This is a genomic window from Symmachiella macrocystis, from assembly GCF_007860075.1.
GTDB lineage: Bacteria > Planctomycetota > Planctomycetia > Planctomycetales > Planctomycetaceae > Symmachiella > Symmachiella macrocystis.
In genome coordinates this window covers 504,969-526,054 of record NZ_SJPP01000001.1, presented here as the reverse complement: position 1 = coordinate 526,054, position 21,086 = coordinate 504,969, and the positions used below count along the sequence as shown (strand labels likewise).

The 21,086-nt window shown below is 55.1% G+C and carries 19 protein-coding genes; 7 read left to right on the top strand and 12 right to left on the bottom strand.

Annotation, left to right across the window (positions count from 1 at the left end; translation table 11 throughout):
• Nucleotides 1-41: 41 nt before the first annotated feature.
• Entirely contained in the window at nucleotides 42-908 is an 867-nt protein-coding gene (trxA, locus tag CA54_RS02070; RefSeq protein WP_231962936.1) for a thioredoxin, read from the bottom strand.
• Between the two features lie 81 nt (nucleotides 909-989).
• Nucleotides 990-1,979 (bottom strand): malate dehydrogenase, encoded by a 990-nt coding sequence (locus CA54_RS02065; protein WP_146369212.1) that lies wholly within the window; start codon nucleotides 1,977-1,979, stop codon nucleotides 990-992.
• Nucleotides 1,980-2,451: 472 nt separating this feature from the next.
• Here CA54_RS02065 and CA54_RS02060 point away from each other — a divergent pair, with 472 nt between their 5' ends.
• Together CA54_RS02060 and CA54_RS02055 are read left to right on the top strand one after the other, a co-directional pair.
• Entirely contained in the window at nucleotides 2,452-3,321 is an 870-nt protein-coding gene (locus CA54_RS02060; RefSeq protein WP_146369211.1) for a peptidoglycan recognition protein family protein, read from the top strand.
• Nucleotides 3,318-4,094 carry an alpha/beta hydrolase gene (locus tag CA54_RS02055; RefSeq protein WP_146369210.1) on the top strand — a complete coding sequence of 259 codons (777 nt, stop codon included), beginning with the start codon at nucleotides 3,318-3,320 and terminating at the stop codon, nucleotides 4,092-4,094. Before CA54_RS02060 ends, CA54_RS02055 begins: the two co-directional genes overlap by 4 nt.
• A gap of 146 nt (nucleotides 4,095-4,240) precedes the next feature.
• Here CA54_RS02055 and CA54_RS02050 read toward each other — a convergent pair whose 3' ends face one another.
• A complete protein-coding gene (locus CA54_RS02050) occupies nucleotides 4,241-6,253 on the bottom strand; it encodes an FG-GAP repeat domain-containing protein (RefSeq protein ID WP_390815406.1) in 2,013 nt (670 codons plus the stop codon).
• Between CA54_RS02050 and CA54_RS30130 the strand changes: the two genes are divergently transcribed.
• Nucleotides 6,245-6,634 (top strand): hypothetical protein, encoded by a 390-nt coding sequence (locus CA54_RS30130; RefSeq protein ID WP_390815404.1) that lies wholly within the window; start codon nucleotides 6,245-6,247, stop codon nucleotides 6,632-6,634. The genes CA54_RS02050 and CA54_RS30130 overlap by 9 nt on opposite strands.
• A gap of 178 nt (nucleotides 6,635-6,812) precedes the next feature.
• Here the strand turns inward: CA54_RS30130 and sppA are convergent, their stop codons facing one another.
• Entirely contained in the window at nucleotides 6,813-8,654 is a 1,842-nt protein-coding gene (sppA, locus tag CA54_RS02045) for a signal peptide peptidase SppA (protein ID WP_146369208.1), read from the bottom strand.
• Nucleotides 8,655-9,149: 495 nt separating this feature from the next.
• On the opposite strand from sppA, the gene CA54_RS02040 reads away from it, so the two are divergent.
• Both CA54_RS02040 and CA54_RS02035 read left to right on the top strand, forming a co-directional pair.
• Nucleotides 9,150-9,980: a hypothetical protein gene (locus CA54_RS02040; RefSeq protein ID WP_146369207.1), complete on the top strand. Its 831-nt coding sequence runs from the start codon at nucleotides 9,150-9,152 to the stop codon at nucleotides 9,978-9,980.
• A 244-nt stretch (nucleotides 9,981-10,224) separates the two neighbouring features.
• Entirely contained in the window at nucleotides 10,225-11,073 is an 849-nt protein-coding gene (locus CA54_RS02035) for a hypothetical protein (protein WP_146369206.1), read from the top strand.
• 90 nt (nucleotides 11,074-11,163) lie between these two features.
• On the opposite strand, the gene CA54_RS02030 is transcribed toward CA54_RS02035, so the two are convergent.
• The 6 genes from CA54_RS02030 to CA54_RS02005 all read right to left on the bottom strand — a co-directional run bounded on the left by CA54_RS02030 (nucleotide 11,164) and on the right by CA54_RS02005 (nucleotide 15,520).
• Nucleotides 11,164-12,030 carry an LCCL domain-containing protein gene (locus tag CA54_RS02030; protein WP_197532130.1) on the bottom strand — a complete coding sequence of 289 codons (867 nt, stop codon included), beginning with the start codon at nucleotides 12,028-12,030 and terminating at the stop codon, nucleotides 11,164-11,166.
• A 273-nt stretch (nucleotides 12,031-12,303) separates the two neighbouring features.
• Entirely contained in the window at nucleotides 12,304-12,927 is a 624-nt protein-coding gene (locus CA54_RS02025; RefSeq protein WP_197532129.1) for an SGNH/GDSL hydrolase family protein, read from the bottom strand.
• 256 nt (nucleotides 12,928-13,183) lie between these two features.
• The gene (locus CA54_RS02020) at nucleotides 13,184-13,774 is read right to left on the bottom strand and encodes a DUF4303 domain-containing protein (RefSeq protein ID WP_146369203.1); all 591 of its coding nucleotides are present in this window, start codon (nucleotides 13,772-13,774) and stop codon (nucleotides 13,184-13,186) included.
• A 39-nt stretch (nucleotides 13,775-13,813) separates the two neighbouring features.
• On the bottom strand, nucleotides 13,814-14,266 hold the full coding sequence (locus CA54_RS02015; protein WP_146369202.1) for a hypothetical protein: 453 nt from the start codon (nucleotides 14,264-14,266) through the stop codon (nucleotides 13,814-13,816).
• A gap of 201 nt (nucleotides 14,267-14,467) precedes the next feature.
• Nucleotides 14,468-14,842, bottom strand: coding sequence for a hypothetical protein (locus CA54_RS02010; protein WP_146369201.1), 375 nt, complete (start codon nucleotides 14,840-14,842; stop codon nucleotides 14,468-14,470).
• Between the two features lie 192 nt (nucleotides 14,843-15,034).
• Nucleotides 15,035-15,520 carry an MOSC domain-containing protein gene (locus CA54_RS02005; RefSeq protein ID WP_146369200.1) on the bottom strand — a complete coding sequence of 162 codons (486 nt, stop codon included), beginning with the start codon at nucleotides 15,518-15,520 and terminating at the stop codon, nucleotides 15,035-15,037.
• A gap of 158 nt (nucleotides 15,521-15,678) precedes the next feature.
• On the opposite strand from CA54_RS02005, the gene CA54_RS02000 reads away from it, so the two are divergent.
• Nucleotides 15,679-18,009: a dienelactone hydrolase family protein gene (locus tag CA54_RS02000; protein WP_146369199.1), complete on the top strand. Its 2,331-nt coding sequence runs from the start codon at nucleotides 15,679-15,681 to the stop codon at nucleotides 18,007-18,009.
• A 143-nt stretch (nucleotides 18,010-18,152) separates the two neighbouring features.
• Complete coding sequence (locus CA54_RS01995; RefSeq protein WP_146369198.1) at nucleotides 18,153-18,944, top strand: aldolase/citrate lyase family protein; 792 nt, start codon at nucleotides 18,153-18,155, stop codon at nucleotides 18,942-18,944.
• A gap of 251 nt (nucleotides 18,945-19,195) precedes the next feature.
• Here CA54_RS01995 and CA54_RS01990 read toward each other — a convergent pair whose 3' ends face one another.
• Nucleotides 19,196-19,558, bottom strand: a complete 363-nt coding sequence (locus CA54_RS01990) for a DUF7670 domain-containing protein (RefSeq protein WP_146369197.1) — start codon at nucleotides 19,556-19,558, stop codon at nucleotides 19,196-19,198.
• 97 nt (nucleotides 19,559-19,655) lie between these two features.
• A complete protein-coding gene (locus tag CA54_RS01985; protein ID WP_146369196.1) occupies nucleotides 19,656-20,627 on the bottom strand; it encodes a hypothetical protein in 972 nt (323 codons plus the stop codon).
• Nucleotides 20,628-21,086 lie beyond the last annotated feature (459 nt).

Genomic DNA, 21,086 nt, shown 5'->3' with positions numbered 1-21,086 from the left:
TCGGCTGGAGCATCACCCATGTCCCAGAATTTTCGATCGCGTTAATACAGCGCCGAGGCCAATTTGCGGCGGTATTCGTTGGCGACTTCAGAATTGTCGCCGACGAGATGAAAGATATTCACCATCGTTTCGCGCGCCTTATTGCGGAGTTTGCTGGCATCGCGGGTGATGATCGACAGACAGATGTCGAGCGCTTCGGGAAATTGGTGTGCCGCTGCGAGGGCGTCGGCGAGTTCCAATTGCAATTCCAGGTTGTCCGGGTCCGCGTCGGCTTTTTGGCGAATTTCTTCCGCGCCGCCGGCATCGGCCGCGACAGCTCGAAATTCCAACTCCGCTTTGACTTTTTCGACCTCATCTTCCAAATAGCCGCGATTTTCCAACTCGGCAATCATCGCCGAGCATTCCGCATCTTTTTCTTGAGCGAACAGTGCGCAGGTCAGGTCGACTTTGGCCGCATCGTTATTTGGTTCCAGCGCCACAGCTTCACGAAACTTCGTTTCGGCCGCTGCCGGATCTGATTCCTGCAGCGCGCGGCCTTCGGACAACAACGTCTGTGCCGGCGAGGGCATCAAAGAATCGAGCCATTGCCGGATCTGTTCTTCCGGCAGCAACCCCGTAAACTGATCGACCGCCTGCCCATTGACGACGGCAAAGACGTGCGGCACCGATTGCACGCCAAAGGCCATCGCCAGTTCTTGTTGCAGGTCGATATTGACTTTGACGAGCAGGAACTTGCCGTCGTACTCGACCGCCAGCTTTTCCAAAATCGGCAACAGTTGTTTACACGGCGCGCACCAAGTGGCCCAAAAATCAACGATCACCGGCATGTTCTGCGAACGCAGAATGACATCCTCTTCAAAGGTGTCTTTATCCGCATCAATAATCCAAACCGATTCGTCAGCCATCATTTTCCCAATTCATCAACAAGAACGGCCCTTTGCGAAAGAGGTTGCACACCTCTTTCGCAGGCCTGTCCCCTTAAGCCTTGTTTAGGCCAACAAGTCCTTGACCGTGTCCCGTTCGCTTTGCAGTTCAGCGACGGTCGCGTCAATTTTGGCCTGGGCGAATTCGTTGTGCTCCAAGCCCTGCACGACACTCCATTTGCTGCCGTCGGTGGTCAGCGGAAAACTGGTGATCAGACCTTCGTCGATGCCGTAGCTGCCATCGCTACAAATGGCGGCGCTGAACACAGTACCTGCCGAGGTGGGGTTGACGATGCTTTTCAGCGTGCCGAGAGCCGCATTGGCTGCCGAGGCGGCACTCGATGCGCCGCGGGCTTTAATAACGGCGGCACCGCGCTGTTGCACGGTGGCAATGAATTCTTCCTTCAGCCACGCATCGTCGCCGATCACATCAACAGCCGACTTGCCGCCGATTTTTGTGTTGAAGAAGTCCGGGAATTGGGTCGCGCTGTGATTGCCCCAAATCGCCATGCCGGTGATGGCGGCGACTGGTTGTCCCGATTTTTGGGCCAATTGAGCCACTGCACGGTTTTCATCCAACCGGGTCATGGCAAACCAACGATCGCTCGGCACATCAGGGGCATTGCTCATGGCGATCAGGCAATTGGTGTTACAGGGATTGCCCACAACGAGAACTCGAACGTCTTTGGCCGCGGCCGCTTGAATCGCTTTGCCCGTGCTGGTGAAGATCGGTCCGTTGATCCGAATCAGGTCGCCCCGTTCCATGCCTGCTTTGCGGGGAATGCTACCGACGCAGACGACAAAGTTGCAATCGGCGAAGCCAGCTTCCAGATCGTCGCTGCTGGCTTTGACGACACCAGCAAGTGTGGGATAGGCACAATCGTCCAGTTCCATCTCAATACCATCCAATGCGCCCATCGCTGGGGGGATTTCAATGAGATGCATGATCACCGGTTGGTCCGGTCCAAAAACTTCGCCCGAGGCGATGCGAAACACGAGGCTATAGCCAATTTGCCCGGCAGCGCCGGTGACAGCAATACGGATGGGGGTTGCCATGAGGATGCTCCTATGCAGCCAATCTTGTCATTGAAGAGATTCCCGTGCAGGGAATCCTGGTGTTTGTTATGAATTTTCGCTGTATTCGTGCCTCTGACGCGGACAGCAGCGTCGAGCGCAAAGCGAAGATTCGGTTTTAGCGACTTCCCAACATTGCGGCAACCAACGCACAGCGGGGAGAGGTGCGAGGTGTGAGGGAACAGGCTGGAGGGCTGGTTTTTGTCGGCAGTTGGTCTATTGCACAGGAAATGTCCCCTAGGAGCCAGCTTCGAAATTGAGCGAAAATCTCGCTGGGCGAAAAACGGGCGGATATCGCGCCGAACACGAAGCATGCGGGCAATGGGGGCTTTGCGTCGGGTTTGCGGCTGGCGGGCAATTGCCAAATCCGCCTCAACACCGTTACACACAGATCGTTTTAACATAACGACTTGCGACAATCGTATTTGTGTTGACCCTGTGAAGCGTGTCGACAATGTCCGCCGTTGACACGTTCTGCAATGCCCAATACATTCCACGCCCTGAGGCCGACCGGGCGGATCTGTTGCCTGTTGGCGGGACCATTGTCGCCATACCCGTTATCATAGACGGGGAGAAGATTTTGCGGGCAACGTCGAGACGGATACTGCGAGCAACGGTGTTCGTGCTGCTGGGAAGTACCCTTTCCAGTTGCACGCGGCATCATGCGTCGTTGCCGCCGGATGTGGTCACCGCACCGCGGCAAATTCCGACTGTCCCCTCGGTCGCCCGGATACGGGGGAACATTCCCACCACGTCCGTGCAACTGCCGACTCGGCCTGTCTCCCTGCCATCGGGAAACAACCCCTGGAAGCCAGACGGTCCTCCGCGAGAATGGAATTACATTGTATTGCACCACACTGCATCGCATGCGGGGAGTGTGGAACAAATCCATGAACAACATTTGGGAAAAGGTTGGGAAGGAATTGGGTACCACTTTGTGATCGGCAACGGCGACGGCATGGGAGATGGAGTCATCGAACCCACGTTTCGCTGGCGGGAACAAATGCACGGTGCCCATGCCGGAAAAAGGGACTACAACCAACACGGCATCGGAATCGTGTTGATCGGTAATTTTGAAGAAACATCCCCCTCATCAGCGCAAATGGATTCCGTCATCCGACTGGTGGCCACATTAAAAAGTGAATACGGCATCTCTGCCGACAAGGTGATTCCTCACAGCGAAGTCAAAGCGACAGCCTGTCCCGGCAAAAACTTTCCCTTAGCGGAAGTCGCTGCTGTTGAACTTGATCATCGCTTGACACAGAACCAACGAGACGAACCCAGGCCGAATTTGGCCGCCCAGTATAGGAGTACGACGCGATGAATACTCGATTTTCTCACAACGCCGCACAAGTCGGCGGAGAGGGCCTCGACGCTTTGGCGGCTACGGATCTGATCCCGACGAGCTATTCCGCTGCGCTCAGGCGGCGGTTTGACATCGATGTCGATACTATCGAATCCCCCGCGGCGACGTACGTCCCGGAATACTACGAATCCAACTATGCCTATCCGCTCTTAATCTGGCTGCACGATGAAGGGGGCACCGAACGGGACCTGCTCCGCATCATGCCGGAGATCAGCAACCGCAACTATTTTGGAATGTCGCTACGCGGTCCGCTTCAAGCCCGGACGGATCAGGATGGTTATCGCTGGTCGCATCTCATCGATGATGTGATCGCTGTCGAAAACGAACTGCACGAACAGGTCGGCCGATTGCGACGGATGTACAACATTCATTCGGAACGGGTCTTCATCGGTGGCTGCGGCGACGGAGCGACAGCCGCGATTCGAATCGCGCTGCGGCATCCGGAATGGTTCGCTGGCGTGGCGTGTCTCGGCGGAGGCATGCCGACCATGGACAAACCGCTGGCCAATTATCGCCAGATGCAAGGCAAACGAATTCTCTTGGCGAGCGAACAAAGCGGCGAGACCGCTGAGCCGTCACAAACCCGCGGATTGGGCACATTGCTGCATACCGCAGGGATGACCATCTGCTCGCGAATGTACGAATCGGCAAAGCCCACGCACCACGATGTTGTCCGTGATATCGACCGCTGGATGATGCAGGAATGCTACCGCACTGTGACGGTGGAATAGTTTCCCGTAACGGTTGCTCGGTGCCGCGAATCGGGCATCAGCGTCGACGCGTCCGCTGGTTTCGGTCTCAACTTGCACGCTCAGGTACGACCACTGACGTGCGCACTGTCGGACAAGCCGACAGTGGCACCCGAACGGCGAAACGCTTACTTACCGGGGTCTTGCGGATACACTAGCACGCGGTCGTGCGACAGCAAGATCAGGTCGTTGAGACCATCACCGGTGACATCGGCAATCGCTGCTTCACGGGGATTGGTGCCGGTCTGCTCCGAGGCATTGAGACTCTTTTCTTCAAAGACTTTGAAGTAAAATGCGTGTCGCAATCCCGTCTCGGGAGCAAAATCGAGCACCTCCACCAATTGCGACTTCGTGTCGAGGCAGGCGATGTCGGCAAATCCGTCGCCGTTGAGGTCGCCGGCAATCAGATCCGCGAAACGCGCCTTGTCCAACTCGGTCTCAAAACTAGCAACCTCCTTCAACTGTGGATCGGTCTGCCCGGCGTACAGCACGCCGAACCGGCCGCTGCCGAATAGCAGCAGGTCATCGCGTCCATCGCCGTTGAGGTCGGCGACATGTGTGGAGAGATAACGAAAATCGCCGATCTCCACTTCGCGCCAGGGGCGAAATAGGTTGTCGACCTTGTTAAGTAATCGCAATTTCTTAACGCCTGTATCAACCAGTACGACTTCGTCACCGGGAGTGTCATCAAGATTGATGGGAGCGGCTCCCACGATTTTGGCGCTGCTTTCTGCCGCATTGTACTGGTCCACAACCTGCCATTGCTGTTCGCCGTTAATCTTCATTTGGCGGGCAAAATTTTGTTGCGCCACCAGCAGGGTCGGATCCTGGCCGGTACTGGCAAATACCGCACCCGCGGCGACTTTCCCGAGCCCCAGACCGCGGCGGTTTTTCAGCAGTTCAGGAACGCCCTTCTCGTTGGTCAGCAGCAATTCCGGTTCGGAACCGGCGAAGACCAGAAAGTCGATCCGCCCATCGCCGTTGGCATCGAGCTTCATCAACTGTTTCGGTTGGCTTTTAAAGGTCAACTCGATGTCAGCTAGATCGCTTTGGCCCCAGGACTGCGGCGACCACTGATCGTCTTCTTCCAGTGACATGGCATGCAGGCGATATTTCGATCTGCCGTTGCGGGAAATACAGACTAACTCCTCGCGTCCATTGCCGTTGAGGTCGGCCAATTCAATCGCCAACGGCTCGTCTTCCAGCGGCAACACAATCGGAAACGAAAGTCGGCCGTGCGCCATCCGGCTATAACCGATCGCCTTTTCCTTAACGCTGAGCACAACAACTTCGTCCCCCTTGGGGTCGTTGTCCAAATTGCCGACGCGGACTTGTTGGGCATCGGTCAGGCTCGGAAAGGTTTGACCTTGATCGAGGCCGGTCTTGGGATGTTGGCGAAAGACCACGATTTGCGCGCTGCCTGGATCGGTGACAACCACATCTTTCAGTCCGTCGCCATTCACGTCGCCGATTCCCATATCGGTATGGCGACTGGAACCGCCCGATCCGAATCCGTAATAAATCATTTGCCCCGTTAAATCGCCTTCCTGTGGCTGGGAGCGGACGACGCGATGGACTTTCACACGTCCCGTACGATTTTCAATCGTCAGAATTTCGTCGCCCGGTTTGCCATCGAGATTGTACAGCGTCGACGCACGAGGCATCTCGATCTCGAAGCGATACTCAGGCCCCAAGTGGCCTTGCTGGTCTTGAAAACGAACACAAAACGGCCGCTCGTCTCCCTCCTGCGATTGATAGCTCAAGTCAGCGCGGCCATCCCCATCCAGGTCGGTGATGCGGACCAGTCCCAATTTGGCCGAAGTATTCATCACCGTTTGCGGTGCACCCAACTTGCCGTCTGGTTGTTGATAAATCAGGTAGGTCTCTTTTTGCCCCAAGACAGCAATATCGTCTTTACCGTCGCCGTTCAGGTCGCCGGCAGCTGTGTTCCAACTGGCGGGGGTGACTTCGGGTAGACGCAGCCGCCGCATCGACTGCCAGTTCCCGTCTTCGCCTTGATAACGGACAATTAACTGGTCTGCGCCGCCGAAATAGGCGAGATCGGTTCGACCGTCACCATTGAAATCGCCGGTTGTCAACGCAGAAACCGCTTTGTCCAAGGTGACCTTGTTGTGTTGCAAGCGGCCGTCACTGCCAATGAAATTCGCAAGACTTTCACCAGGCGCTGGCTGTTCGGCCACCTGTTCGCCATCACGTTGCAACAGCAGATCAAGCCGGCTGTTGCCATTGTCCACAATAATCAGATCAGTCCGACCATCGTGATTCAAATCGGCCGGCAGCAAGTTGCGGGAGCGCTTGTTGAGTTTATAAATTTCGAGCGGCCGAAAACCATAGTATTGAGCGAGGTCGGATTTCGCGGTCTGATCCTCCTCGGCACGCGCCGAGCGGCCATATCCATCAACAAGTCCGGCAAGCACGCAGACAACAAGCAACATCCGTTTGCAAAAGGCAGCCATCGGGCGCGTCCCTTCATGGGGCTGAAAAACTATGTGAAACCCTAACATCAAATCCGTAACGCCATGGTACGAATCGTCCTGCTTGGACATGCTAGTAGTCAGTCACGATTTGATAATTGGGGTGGGGTGCCACTGGCTTTGCCAGTGCGAATTCTAAAATGTGTGATACTTGTAAAACACTGGCAGAGCCAGTGGCACCCTCGTTCTTACAGTTGACGATGCATTAATTCAAATGCAGGTTGAACGGCATCAACACCAACACGCGTTGATTGCCGAACATCCTCAAGAGTTCTAAACCTTGAAGTTGCCGTGTGAGTTCCGGGGCGATGCCATCCAGCGTTCGGCGGAGCAGGGCTGTTTGGGCGGCGCTGCTCCGTGCATCGGCATCCATTGGCCCCAGAAATGCTTCCAACGGGTTGGGAGCCTTGGGCAGCACTTTGAGTTCCAAGTTTTTGTCGGCGTCAAACCCTGCTTTGACTTTCACAGCGGTAATCGTATCGGCCAAGGTGCCGAGTTCGTCGACGAGTCCCACCTTCAAGGCTTGGGTTCCGGTATACACGCGGCCGCCAGCCAATTCTTTAAGCCGCGCCAAATCCATCCCGCGACCCTTTGCGGCTTTGCCGGTGAACTGCTCATAAACCGTATTGAGCAACTTCACCATCGCTGCCCGCTCGGATTCGGTGAAACCGTCGGTCGTGCTGAACACGCCGGCATTCTTACCGCGACTGATGACGCTGGTGGTGACACCGACCTTATTGAACAACCCGCCAATCGCCAATTTGCCCCCGACCACCCCGATCGAACCGGTGAGCGTGCCCGGCTCGGCAAAGATCCGATCGGCTCCCATGGCAATGTAATACCCACCGCTGGCTGCCGTATCGCCCATGCTGACGTAGAAGGGAACTTCCAGCAGTTCCAGCTCGCGCCACATCAAGTCGCTAGCCAGCGCGCTGCCGCCGGGACTATCAACACGCAGCACGACCGCCTTAACGGTCTCATCTTCGCGGACTTCACGAATCGCCTTGATCAATGTTTCCGATCCGAGCGATTGGCCGCCGAACATGCTGGATCCGCTGCGCCCGGATGTAATCGCCCCAGTCGCATAGATCACGGCGATCTTGGGCCGTTTACTGGAGCGTTTGGTGTCGATGCCCATCAATTGATTCATGGTTTGTTGAAACCCGAATAACGAAAAATCGAGATTCATTTTTTTCTTGCCGTACCGCTTCGACAATTTCACGTCAGCTTCCGGGTTCAACTGTTCAACCGCGTCAATCAATTGATCTTCATAAGCCACGTGGTCAATCAACCCCAGTTGATGCGCTTCGGCAGCTGACAGCGGAGCGGTATCGATGGCTGCCTCCACGGCTTTGGGATCTAACTTGCGCGCCTCGGCGATCATCGAAATCATCTGCTCATAAAAGTTGCCGATGATTTCGTTCATTTCCTGACGAAACTCCGGACTCATCTCGGTCCGCGTATACGGCTCCGCCGCGGATTTGAACGCACCAACCCGCAACATTTCGGGTTGAATGCCCGCCTTGTCAAATAGATTTTTGTAAAAACTGATCTCAGCCCGCAAACCGGTGAGCATCAATGTCGCTGATTCAGGCATGTAGATTTGATCGCAGGCGGTCGCAATCTGGTATTCGCCACTGCTGCCTTGATCGACCCAGGCATAGACCGGTTTGCCTTTGGCGCGAATATTGCCAATTGCCTGCCGCAGTTCATTCAACTTCGCGCGCCCAATCGTGGGGCCGCTGATATTGAGAATCACGCCGGTGACCTTGCGGTCATCGGCCGCCTTATCCAGCCGCTCAATAATGGTGGCCAAACTATCTGATTTCTTGCTGAACAACGGCGGAGCTTGCGCCCCTTCGGGGTAGCTGCCGGTGATGTCCAGATGCGCCCAAGTGATGACCGGTTTCTTTTCGGGTTTTTTCGCCGGCTTCTCTACAGACTTGGTAGCGGTTGCTTCGGCGGACTTTTTTTCATCCGCTGCGGCAACGTAGGTGCAAAACAAGGCGGAGACGACGAGAGCGATTGTGGCGGGCATGCGACGCATGCGAGGTTCCTCCAACAAATTCGGGAAGCCCAGCGGGCCGATGACGAAAACGTAAATTTCCGACAGGCGGCTGCATCCGGACGGGAAAATGCTCAAACCAATCCGACAGGATGGGTTTAGCGAGCGATCTTTTTAAAATACGTAAAACCCGTTTCGAAAACCGGTTGCGCTTGTTTCAGAGATTTGCAGAACAGGGCCGGCAGAATGCGACAGAAGGTTTTGAAACGACTTAAGGCAGATACTTAAGTCTAAGTCGCGGGATTGTAGCGGTCAAGAAGCGTGGACCGGTTACGCAGAATTGTGCAGCAGTAAACACCTGTTAAAAATCGCCGCAGATGTGCGGCGGAAATCACTTGCCAGCAGCGACCCGGTGTGCGAGACTGGAAATACCTGCCCGGCAAGGTCCTATTGCGGTCAGGTTGAATTGATCCCGCGCGACGACATCACGCGGGCAGGTGAGGAAACTCCCAAGACATTCCCGCGGAGAAGAATTCGATGAATCGTCGTTTTGTTTGGGCTTTTATAGCGATATTGGGTGCGTCAGTGCTGTCCGCACCTCAAACGGCATCCGCACAAGGTCTGATTTGGAATCTGCCCGAAGAAGACGGAACCTGGGTCCGTTATGAAGGCGATTTCAAAAACGTCGAAGCCCGGCCGGACGACGACGAGGACTTAACGATCGAATGCAAGCGCTGGCTGACGATTAGCTCCGTCGGTACCGAAACCCGCGAATACCAAGGCAAGGAAGTTCCCTGTCGTTGGATCGAACTGAAAGTTGAGACCGGCCGTTCCTCAGCTGAAGGTGTGGATACCGGACGTTTTGGTACGATCCTCTATAAAGTTCTGATCCCCGAACAATCGGTGATCGGGAAGATCACGGACGAAGATGACATCCCGGTTACATTTCTGCCGATCCTGGAAGGCTATCGCAAATCTGGCGACCGACCGGTCAAAAAAGTGACAGAGAAGGTTCTAGCGGTCTATCCGATGATTTCGTTGATCGACCACTATCGCGACTTCAAAGCCAAGACCAAGGAACCGGAACCGATCGACGTCAAACTGGGGACTGTTCCGGCGCGACTTTACGAAGGCATCAAACTCTCGGAAACGGAAACCAGCCGCACAAAAAATGTCGCTGACGTGGCCCTGAGCACCGAGGTCCCCTTTGGTGTCGCCCAATGGTCGGTGACCGTCGAACGCGACGAAAAAGACCAACTCGAGGATGTCGAACAGTTTCGACGCACCTCTCGACTCGAGGTCAAAATGGAAGCGGTCGAAACGGGCAGCAACGCTCGTTCCGCAATCCAAACCCCCACCAACAACTAGCCGGCGTTTGATTAAGAGTCGATCCGTAGCCGCGCACTCACGTATGTTTTGAGTGCGCGATCTTGCTGCCTACCATTCTCTCCGCCTCTACCGCTGCGCCGAGCCGTTCCGACGGCAGAGTGCGTCTCGCTCGTTTTTTTGTGGGAATTGCGTTGCTCCACATGCTATAGAAGAGTGGCAGCACCGCGCGCAAATTGGATGGGGCGAATCCCAGCAAGTCTGCAACAAAGAGCAGGGGGCGAACATGAGCAAAAAACTCGAGCTGATTCGTGAGAAAAAACTACACAAGCTCTTGCCGAACAGTAAGAAGAAAAAGCTTGAGGCGAGTGGCGTCTACGTCGCGGACGAGTCCACCTGTTACGTCGTTTTCGACAACTTCAACAAGGTCGGCCGGGTTGACCTGAAGTTGAAATCATCAAAATCAAACAAGCTGATTCATCTCCTCAACGTGGGGACCGGATTCGAGGACATCACCTATGACCCGCTGAGTGATCGCTTTTACCTCATTGTCGAGGCCCTCGAAGACAAGTCGCATGGCGGTTTTCGTGGACTCGTTTCGGAGTATGATGGGGACTTCATGTTTCATCGTTGCTCACAACTCGAACCGGCATTTAAGAAAAAGAACAAAGGCTTCGAGGGCGTTGAGCACATCCGCCGCGGCGATGCCGAATACCTCGTCGGGCTGTGGGAAGACACGTTGGGCCAAGACGGCAACAAAGGCCGCGGCCGTTTGTACCTGTTCCCGAAAGCCAGCGACGGCTCATGGGCCAAGCCCCGTGCAATCAATTTGCCAGCCAGCGCAAAATTCAAAGACTTCGCCGCCATCGCCCGACGCGGAAACCGTGTCGCCGTGGTTTCACAAAAGTCGAAACGATTATGGCTCGGGGAAATTAATGAAACGTTCAGCGGGTTTGTCAAAGGAACGGGTACCACCTATCGGTTTCCCAAAAAATGCTACGGCAACGTCGAAGGGGTATCGTGGCTTTGCGATGACCGCCTCGTGATGGTCTCGGATAAAAAGAAGAAAAAACAGAAAAAGTGCTGCGCCGACAAGGACCAGTCCATCCACATCTTCCGCATTCCCAATGGCTAGTCCCCCCCAGCCCGTTGTGCAGCGCAGCCGTTTTTCTTTAGTCACGGATAAAACACAGATTTTCCAATGTGAAATCAAATAGCCCACAGTCTACTTGTTCGCAGTCTGGTCACTCTTCTTCGTTTCAGCGTGATCGACAAAGGTGAGCGAACGATCGCTCCCGGCTTTGCTCTTGGTTTCAATCCCATTGCGAATGCTGCCCACAAACTTCGGCACGCCGGGACCAATCTCGACTGTCACGATTCCTCCTTGCGTCGTAATTTTGCCCGCATGCAGTGCTGCTCGGCAGATCATGCTGGAGAAGTCATAGGTATCTGTCCCGTAGACGATTCTTGGACGCAAGTTGCTCGGGGCAGGCGGGCACCGAAACGAGAAGCGTTGGCCGACCAACCGTCGGTAGGCGAATCCACTCCGGGTGAACTTGGTGTCCCAATCGATGCGAGGAATGTGCGCCAGGTGAATTTTGTTGGTCTCGTCCGAACCGGGGCCCTCAACAAATGACATGCTGCGGCGAGTCTCAGGCAAGCCGGCCGTCTCGACGCCATTGCGTTTGCTGCCCACATATTTGGGTTTACCCGGGTTGAGCTGGATCGTTACCGTTCCACCCTCTTTGGTAATTTTTCCGGCATGCAGTGCAGCAATACAAATGGAGGTGTCACTCGGATAAAAATCCGTGCCGTAGACACCTGCAAAACTTTGATCCACCGCCGCCGGTGGACACTTTACTGTGAGGCGTTGGCCAATAAATTTGTCCGCATCAAATTGAAACTTATTCAGCGTCGTGTCCCATTTGATTTCAGGAAGGACCCGAGAATAGCTTCCCGTCTCAGCGGAATAGGCCACCGCACTTCCCAAACCCAACAGCAGCCCAGCAAAACTCAGCGTAAATACTCGGCCAAACTTGGTGCGGCGTTTGACCAGACAGGCTTTTGGGATACGAGCGATTGTCGTCGACATGGAAGACTTTCCTAAGCAAGAGATGTGAGGGGTTGTGCTGAATGAAGAAATCTCTTCACCGAATACGACACACAGCTTGAAGGTGTTGCTCGTTGGCCTGCATTGACTCGAAATCAACAAGACACTCACCAACGAGGCAGCGGTCGCCATGCTGTCGTGCTACTAATCCGATGGTTGAACAAGTTTGGGGCAGTTTTTTCCCAGCGACGCCACAACCTCGCTAGCTGGCCTCGACACCTTAGAATTCCCGGACCGCCTCAGGGGATTTCTGAGCTACCCATCTCGATTGAACTTGTTTTCCAAAAAATCTCGAAGTTCTCGATAGAGTTTTTCATGCCCTTTCGGATTACAGTGCAGTCCATCATCAGCCAGCAGGTTGCTCAGCTTCTCTGAATCCCAATTCTTAAAATAGTCGAGAATTGGACACGACCTCTCCTCGCAGACTTGCCGCAAAACATCCGTGTAGCGCGCTGCATCCGCTCGAAGATAATACCAATCGGAGCCCAAATAAGGTGTCGTTTTCTCTTCCTCAAATGGGAATCCCGTCAGCATCAAGGTTGGGGATATTTTCAGCGAGCATTCGACCAAGGCCGCCATGGAATTTCTAAACTCTTCAAGCGAGACAGAATTCTCAGAGGACTCAGCCCCCTCGCGTCGGATGTCATTAAATCCGGGATAGAGAATGAGAAGATGCGGGCGACGAATTCCAGCTTCAGTAGGGAGACGCGCAATGAGACTTTCGGTGCTTTCGCCAAAAATGCCCAGTTGATAGACAAAGTTTTTTGGACTTTGAGCTTCATGCCATAGTCGAAAGCGGTGAATAAACCCACCGAGTTCAAAGTCACCTCTTCCATGAATTGAACTGGAACCGAGAGCCACAATTTGCCTTGGAAACATGCGGGCTCCTCGCAGACGGTGCGAAAGAGATTCCATGAAAACGGTCTGCTACTGCAGTGATTATAAGTTGAAGCGGCTGATAACATCGCGGGATTCGTCCGGCTATGCAACGCCGATGTGGGCAGGGTGACCCCGAAAGATTCTTTCGGGGCGGCGCAGCCGTGGGAGTTTGTTCGTGGCGGCCATGACCCCGTCCTCAGGAGGACCGACTGCTAGACTTTGTCCTGCCGCGAAAAGTCTATTGGGAAACCTCACGTTAGCTTGCCTTTTTATTTGTCGCGAGATACCAATTCACCATTTCCGGCGTGTTACACAGCTTAATGAACCGGAGACGGTCCTCGTCGCTCATATCACCAAAGTCTACGTACAAGATTGGCCGCGTTGCCCCGCCCAGAACCTCAAGCCGAAAATAATTCAGTGCCCTCACAAGTGTTGACTCTAGCGTTTCGTAGTGTGTGTCGAATGCTGGGTCGTTGATCTCAAGCGAGTCGACGTATGAGAGCATTCCCTCAAGTCGCTCGTTCACGGAATCGAAGATTTCTAGGTAATCTCCACAATACGGCGTGGCGGCTACGGACCAACGGAGATCGATCGCGAGCTGTTCAAGCGATTGCTCATATCCGTGTTTGGTTTTGTATTCCCTAGCGACCTGTTTCAAACCCTGTTCGGTCAAAACCGAAATCCCGATGGCTGCAATAAGCGGAACCGGGTAAATGACGTACGCATAAATCTTTTCACCGCTGTGTTCGGCTACCCACTTGCGATAGTGCAGTGTGAGGGCGTCGACGATTTCCGGCATCAAGTTGTCGTAATTTGGCGGCGCAAGCATTAGTAAGAGCGTAGGCATCCAGGATTATAATTGCAATCAATGCGTCGTTTTACAGCCCTAAGTTATAATCTCCGTTGAAGCCGCTGTCACAACTCCAGGCAAGACGAACAACCCCATTGCTTCGCCCCAGAGTCGCCCCCCGGCTGGATGCCACGAGTTTTTGACGGAAACACCCTGAAGCATCCTGAACTGCGTCACGAATTCCGGGCGGCCAACCCAATTCTCAACGGTAACAACCACGATGACATGCCCGGCAAGTGTGCCATCACTGTCCGTCTCATCAACGTGGAGAAAGTCAAACAATCCATCGTCAACTGACGACATAAAAGTGGCAAGGTCGTGGCCGACGAAAAAATCGTACGTTACAGAGTTGTGGTATTGCGAATAACTCGGTGCGGTGGATATCTTATCTCGCTTGCTCTTAGTCGGCCACCAATTTGCCCAAGCAAAAATCAGCAAGCCAAAAACAGCGACGACGCTTGCCGCAACAACGTGTTCAGTGTCGGTCATTGAACGTTGGCCGCATAAAGGAATCTAAAATGTCCACCATTCGTATCGCGCCGATGGGCAGAATGTTTGCATGGAAAATAGCAATGCAAAGTTGAGAGCTAAGGCAGCGCGGATTCGCGAAATGTGGATTGCACCTCAAATTATAGCCATTGATCACTCACAATTCACGCAAATTCCCGCGCGATCAGCCGTTTCCCCCAATCACACCTCAGGCCGCCGCACCAACCGCGTCGCGATCGCCTCAGACCGCCCCGCCAGCGCCGACAGCACCTCGCGATACCCCAACAACGTCGCCAACAGCACCACGCGTTCCCAAGTCGCTGCCTCAGGGGAAACCTCGTCGGTGCGGCAATCGGCGAAGAGTTGCATGACCAGCGCATCCAAGGCCTCGATCGCCGCCGTCAGAGCCCAAGGCTCCACGTCGCGCCCCATCCGCTCCAATAAGCTACAGAAAATCGTCCCGTCGCCCCGCCAAGCATCGGGCGGATGAGCATCGGTAGCGGCAGCGTCCTCCCTCCGATGCAACTTCAAACCCGCACCATTTGTCGCCGCACCATTCTCACTCCCAGCCGTCATAAAATCGCCTCGCCTAAGAATCAAACGTCCCTCTCACTCAGCCACACACCTCACACAAACCGCGAGCGGTTGCGCGCAGTGCGGCTCATTACGCCATAGGCTGAAGTCCGTAGACGGTAGTGTTGGCGCACGTGCGCCGTTGGGCAGGGTCAACGCAATCTTTTCTGGCCACCGGCCACTCGCCACCGGCCACTAATCCTCCAGCACACGAACCGCATCCCCCACACGCACCGTGCCTGCTTCGTGCACGATCGTGCAAATGCCACCATGTCCCCGCATGGCTGCGTATCCGCCGTCGCCCAGATTGTATTCCATCCGCGAACAAGGGGCGCAGGGGCCGGTTCCCTCTAGCACGACGTCGCCGATGCTGAACTTGCGATCCTTGATCGCGATCAGGTTGATGCCCGACACGACAATATTTCGTCGCAATAGCCCGGGGTCGATCGGGTCGCGGCCCAAGATGGAGCTGATGAATGGCAAATGCTCGTGCTGAATCAACGTCACCTGCCGTTTAGAATTGTCCCCTTGAGCATGATGCTCGCCCACGATGCCATGACCGACGACGATCTCGACTTCGTCCTGGGGTTGAATCGCTGCCATCCGCGCATCGCTGATGCCGATCCACTCCACGCGCCCGACTTGCGGGACATACGTTTTCAGGTCTTTATCAGCGGACATCCGGCTCTCTCCTCGTTCCATCGTCTTCGGTCGGGTTGGTGTTTCGCGGGCCAATGAGCCGCGGCGCTTGTTCGCTACAAACGGGGATCTTAGTATGACAAAAGCGCCTCGGCGCGACAAACCAGTAACCAGGTCCGCCGTAGCCGGGTGATTGCCCAATGAAATGCTCGAAAACTCTGTTCCTTTGTCTGTTATGGTCCCTGACAATTACGGCAAACGCCCAAACCGGTCAGCCACTGGCTGGGACCAAACCGCTTCGGTTGCGGGGTGATCTTTCTCAGCGGATGCGTGAGGGGATCGACAAATATCTCACCCGCGAAACGGCCGCTACCGTCCGCTCTCGTCAAAAATTCTGGGCTCCCGATTTTTCCTCGCGCGAAGCCTACGGAAAATCAATCGCCGCGAATCGCCGCCGCTTTGCGTATGACATCGGCGCCAGCGATGAACTTCATACCGTCGCTGCATTGGAGCTAATCGAAACGCTCGATCAACCCGCGCTCATCGCCCGCACCGACCAGTATGCCGTCTTCGCTGTCCGCTGGCCCGCTTTCGGCAACGTGTTCGGCGAAGGCTTGTTGCTGGAACCGTTGGCACAACCAATCGGAGTCGTCGTTGCCATCCCCGATGCCGATCAGACACCGGAGATGCTCATCGGTTCGGCGCCCGGCATCGCACCCCGTTCACAATTCGCCCGCCGCTTAGCCGAACAAGGCTTTCGTGTGGTCGTGCCGGTGCTGATTGATCGTAACGACGAATGGGCGGGTAACCCGGCGGTGATCATGACCAATCAAACACACCGCGAATGGATTTACCGCAGCGCTTACCCCATGGGCCGCCACATCATTGGGTACGAAGTGAACAAAATCCTCGCCCTCGTCGATTGGCTCTCACGACAAGGCAAACCGGGCGATACGATCGGCGTCGCTGGTTACGGCGAAGGCGGGCTGTTGGCCCTCTATACGACCGCCCTCGATCCCCGCATCGACGCCACCCTGGTCAGCGGATATTTCGATTCGCGACAAGATGTCTGGCAAGAGCCGATTTACCGTAACGTGTTCGGACTGCTCCAGGAATTCGGGGACGCTGAGATCGCCGGGATGATTGCGCCGCGAGCTTTGATTGTTGAACATAGCATCGCCCCGGAAGTCGATGGTCCACCCAAGTTGCGGCCGGGCCGTTTGGAGTCAGCAGCACCGGGACGCTTGACGACACCAACATTCGCCTCGATCGATGCTGAAGTTGCTCGCGTACGGACCCGTTTTCCTGCTCAAGCGGAGATCCGCCCGAACATCACCCTGATTGCCGGCAAGACCGGCGCTCCAATTCCCTTTGGTTTCGACGACGCTCTGTCGGCATTTGTGAAAGCCTTGGAAATTGACCAGCCCTTGCAGCCGTCCGGCGATCTCCCAGTCGACACCCGTAGCGACTTTGATCCGGGATCGCGACAACAGCGGCAAGTCCAACAACTGATCGATCACACGATGCATTTGTTGGCAAACTCGCATCATGTCCGTGAAAAATTCTGGGAACCAGTCAAACCATCGTCGATCGAAGAATGGCAGCAAGGCACGGCCCGCTATCGTGAAGCCATGCTAGAGGAACTGATCGGCCGATTGCCCCCGGCGACGCTACCCCCCAAAGCCCGTACGCGGCAGATTTATGATCAACCGAAATGGACCGGTTACGAAGTGGTGCTGGATGTTTATCCCGATGTGATCTGCTGGGGGTATTTGTTGGTCCCCAAGGACATTCAAGAGGGTGAGAAAAGTCCCGTTGTCGTTTGTCAGCACGGGCTCGAAGGGACGCCGGAATCCGTTGTCACCGACGACCCCGACAATCGCGACTCCCAGATCTATTGCTCGTACGCCGCCAAATTGGCCGACGAAGGCTTCGTGACGTATGCTCCGCACAATTTCTATAAGGGGGGCAACGAATTTCGACAATTGCAGCGGAAAGCCAATCCGCTCAAAAATACGCTGTTCGGCATCACAACCGTGCAGCACCAACAAATGCTCGATTGGTTGAGCAGCTTGCCGTTTGTGGATCCCCAGCGAATTGGGTTTTATGGGCTTTCTTATGGCGGAAACACGGCCACTCGCGTGCCGGCGATCCTTGAGCAATACGCCTGTGTGATTGATTCCGGAGATTTCAATGAGTGGGTAACGAAAACCGTCTCGGTCCATTACAATTACTGTTTTCCCCCACTGGGCGCCTATGAAGTCGGCGAGTTCAATCTCGGCCACACCTTCAATCATTCCGACATGGTCGGCTTGATCGCCCCGCGGCCGTTTATGGTCGAACGGGGACACAAGGACGGCGTCGCGCCGGATGAATGGGTGGCAGCAGAATACGCCCGCGTCCGTCGCCTGTACGTCGAACTCGGTATTCCGGAACGAACTGAAATTGAGTTTTTTAACGGACCACACAAGATCAACGGCGTGGGGACGTTTGAATTTTTACGGAAACATTTGAATTGGCCGCGGCAGTAGGCAGTAAGAGTGGCGAGTGGCCGGTGGCCAGAAAATTATTTGCCCTGCCAAGCAGCGATCATCTGCCAACCCTACGGCCTATAGTCTACAGCCTAAAGCCTTACCTCAGGCCTGTCACCTTTTAAAAAAACGGAATCAACGCGATGCAACCTGCTAAAGAATTAAAAGCGAAAGTTAACCGGGGTGAACTGACGACGGGGCCGCTGGTGATCGATCATCTCTGGCCCGGGCTGATGGACCATGTCCTGCGTGCTGGTATGGATTACATGATCGTTTGCATGGAACACAGTTGTCACAACACCGAACGCGTGGCGGAGATGTGCGCACTCGGTCGGTTGGCGAGTTTTCCGGTCTTGGTCCGTCCGCCGAAACTTGATTTCAGTACGATCTCACGCACAATGGATCTGGGCGCTTGCGGCATGTTGTTGCCGACGGTTGAAACGCCGGAGCAGTTGGATGTCGTCCGCGACGCGATCCGCGTCCCTCCTCGCGGCCGCCGTCGACCGGGCGGAATGGGAAATCGTTGGATCAAAGATATGACCGCCGCCGACTGGGAAAATGACGTCGAGCAAGACACCATCATCCTGCCGCAAATCGAGAGTCAAAAGGGTATGGACAACCTCGACGCAATCGTCGGCCACGAAGTGACGACCTGCGCCGCCATCGGCCCCTACGACCTTTCGCACGACCTGGGCGTCGGCGCGCAGTGGGACAATCCCAAATTCCTCACAGCCCGCAACGAGATCCGCGCCGCCGCCAAGCGCGCCGGCAAAGTCATGTGGATGATCGGAGACGGCCCGTCATTGGCGAACGAGGGATTCACCTTTATCTGCGTCGGCGAACCATCGGTAATCCTGGAATCAGCAATGACACAAATCGTCAAGCAAACCCGCGGTGAAGCGAGCGAAGAGTCGCTGCGGGGGTATAACGCCTGATCACCGATGGCCACGCTTACATCTAACAACGAAGACGAAAACAAGTATCCCAGGAACGATAAGCCCTCTTATCCTCCGGCAGAGAAAGGGACCGTCTCGCCCCCTAGCGGGAGATGAACACAGCAGGTGTCAAAGCCATGACGGCCATCCAAATCAGTAAGTATCACTGCTGGGACAAACGCTTCAACGCCGACTCCTGGAAAGCAGACCACTCGATGATGGCAGGCATTGTCACATTCGCCCCCGCTGACCTACATGGCCCGGGAGTGCTCGTCATTGTGCAGACGACGATCGCGCCACCAGCAAATCAACGCCAATACCCCCGGCAAAAAGCAGGCTGGAAAGACCGGCCCACCTGGGAACCGGCCTGATGCTGCGAAGTTGAGTACGTAGAAGGCCGCCATCCCGCTGAGCGTCAGGATGCCGCCGGCTCCTTCCCATTTCCACAGCACCGCCATGCCAATTAATGCCATCAGCCACGCAAGGAACATTGTGCCTTCGATGCCACCGAGCGCGGTCACATCGAGATCGCGTCCCTCGCCGACCGCGAGCACAACCACAAATGCGATAATCAACAGCCCCATGATCCGGGCAGTCCAGCGAATTACGCTCATTATTGCCCCCCGTGATAGTTGATTCAACACCCGGAATATTGGGCGAGCTTTGCTATCATTTATCACGCATTAAACAAGGGTACTCGCAAACTAAGAGTCATTCACTCAGCTGCAAGCAATCGCCCTTCCGCAAGCGTTCAAATTCCGTTTCGATCTCCGTCCCCTCATAGAATGACAACCATCCGTGTAGCATCCGCTTTTCGCCGGGGGCGCAGTTGGGGAATTTGGGGTCGGAGTGCAAGCAGGGGCAGCGGGTGTTGCCCCAGGGGCGGTGGCAGTGGTCCCAAGCGGTGATGATCCAACGGTCACCCGCCGCATTGCGGGCAGCGCAGAACGGTTTGGAGAAGACCTTGTTGTCATTGGACTGCTCATTGAAGCCGACAGCCGCTTTGAGCATCACGCAGTTTTGCACGCGCAGGTCACTGAGGGTTTCTTTAGTTCCGTTTTCCAACCACAGTTCCATTTTTACACCGTCACGGCCGGGCATGATCTTGGCGCCGAAGGCAATTCCGTTGGGTAGTTTGCGTGTCATATCAAACGTCCCATCGTCGCGGCGGTTCCATTCGAGCGGTTTCAGTTCCAAGTCTTGCGCCTCCCAAATTGTGGGCACGTGTGTATGCGCCAGATAGGTCAGCCCCAGGTTCGACCAGATCGCTTCGGGAATGTCGGCTACCACGTAGCTGTGATCGTCCCACGGGGTGAAGACGCTGATTTTTGTGTCGCGCTGCGGACGAATCGCCCCCTCCAGAAATCCAATCCGCGGATGCCGCCCGCCTGGATAAGGCAACGTCAACAGCGGTGCTTCGGCCTGACGCTGCGGTTTGGTCTCCGCTGAGATGCGCAGTCGCTTCAGTGCTGATTGGATATCCGTTTCGCTCAGTCCGGTAGCATCCGAAATTTCCGCAGTAGAAAACCGGTGGTACCAGACCATGTTCTGCAACCAATACCTAAGTTCCGCGTCGCCAACCGGCGTTCGGGAGTTCTTGGGGACCGTGTCGTCGGCACGAAGCGGAGCGGCAAAGGAGATAATGGCCAGAACGACGCAAATGGACCGGAGATGGGTTGCCATGGTTATTCCTATGTTCAAATATCAGAGATTGCGGTTACCGTTCTTGGCAAGAATCCACAATCTGCGTGAATTGCCTTAGTAGCAAACTAGTCGTTCGAGTCCAAAAGAGTGGTCGACTTTACGGCGGGGTGCCGACTTAATCCAACAGTCAACTGATAAAAATGCGTAGTTCCCACAGGGGTTGTCGAGCTGGTTTTCGCTTCATGTAAGTGTCCTGAACGGTTTCTCGCTTATGGGAAGGTGGATGTCAATGTGACTCACAACCCGGAGATTCCAGCAACTGCGGGATATTCAGTGCATTGCTGATGGTAACAAACGGATAAAAACATGAACATGCGATCAGTTCTCTGAGAATCGTCTTGCCTTGAAGCCAGATTCTCTTAAAATTAACAGTGGAATCATTCAAAATTTGGCCGCAAGGTGGTGAAATGAGTCACCGTGATTCATCTTCCGGGAATC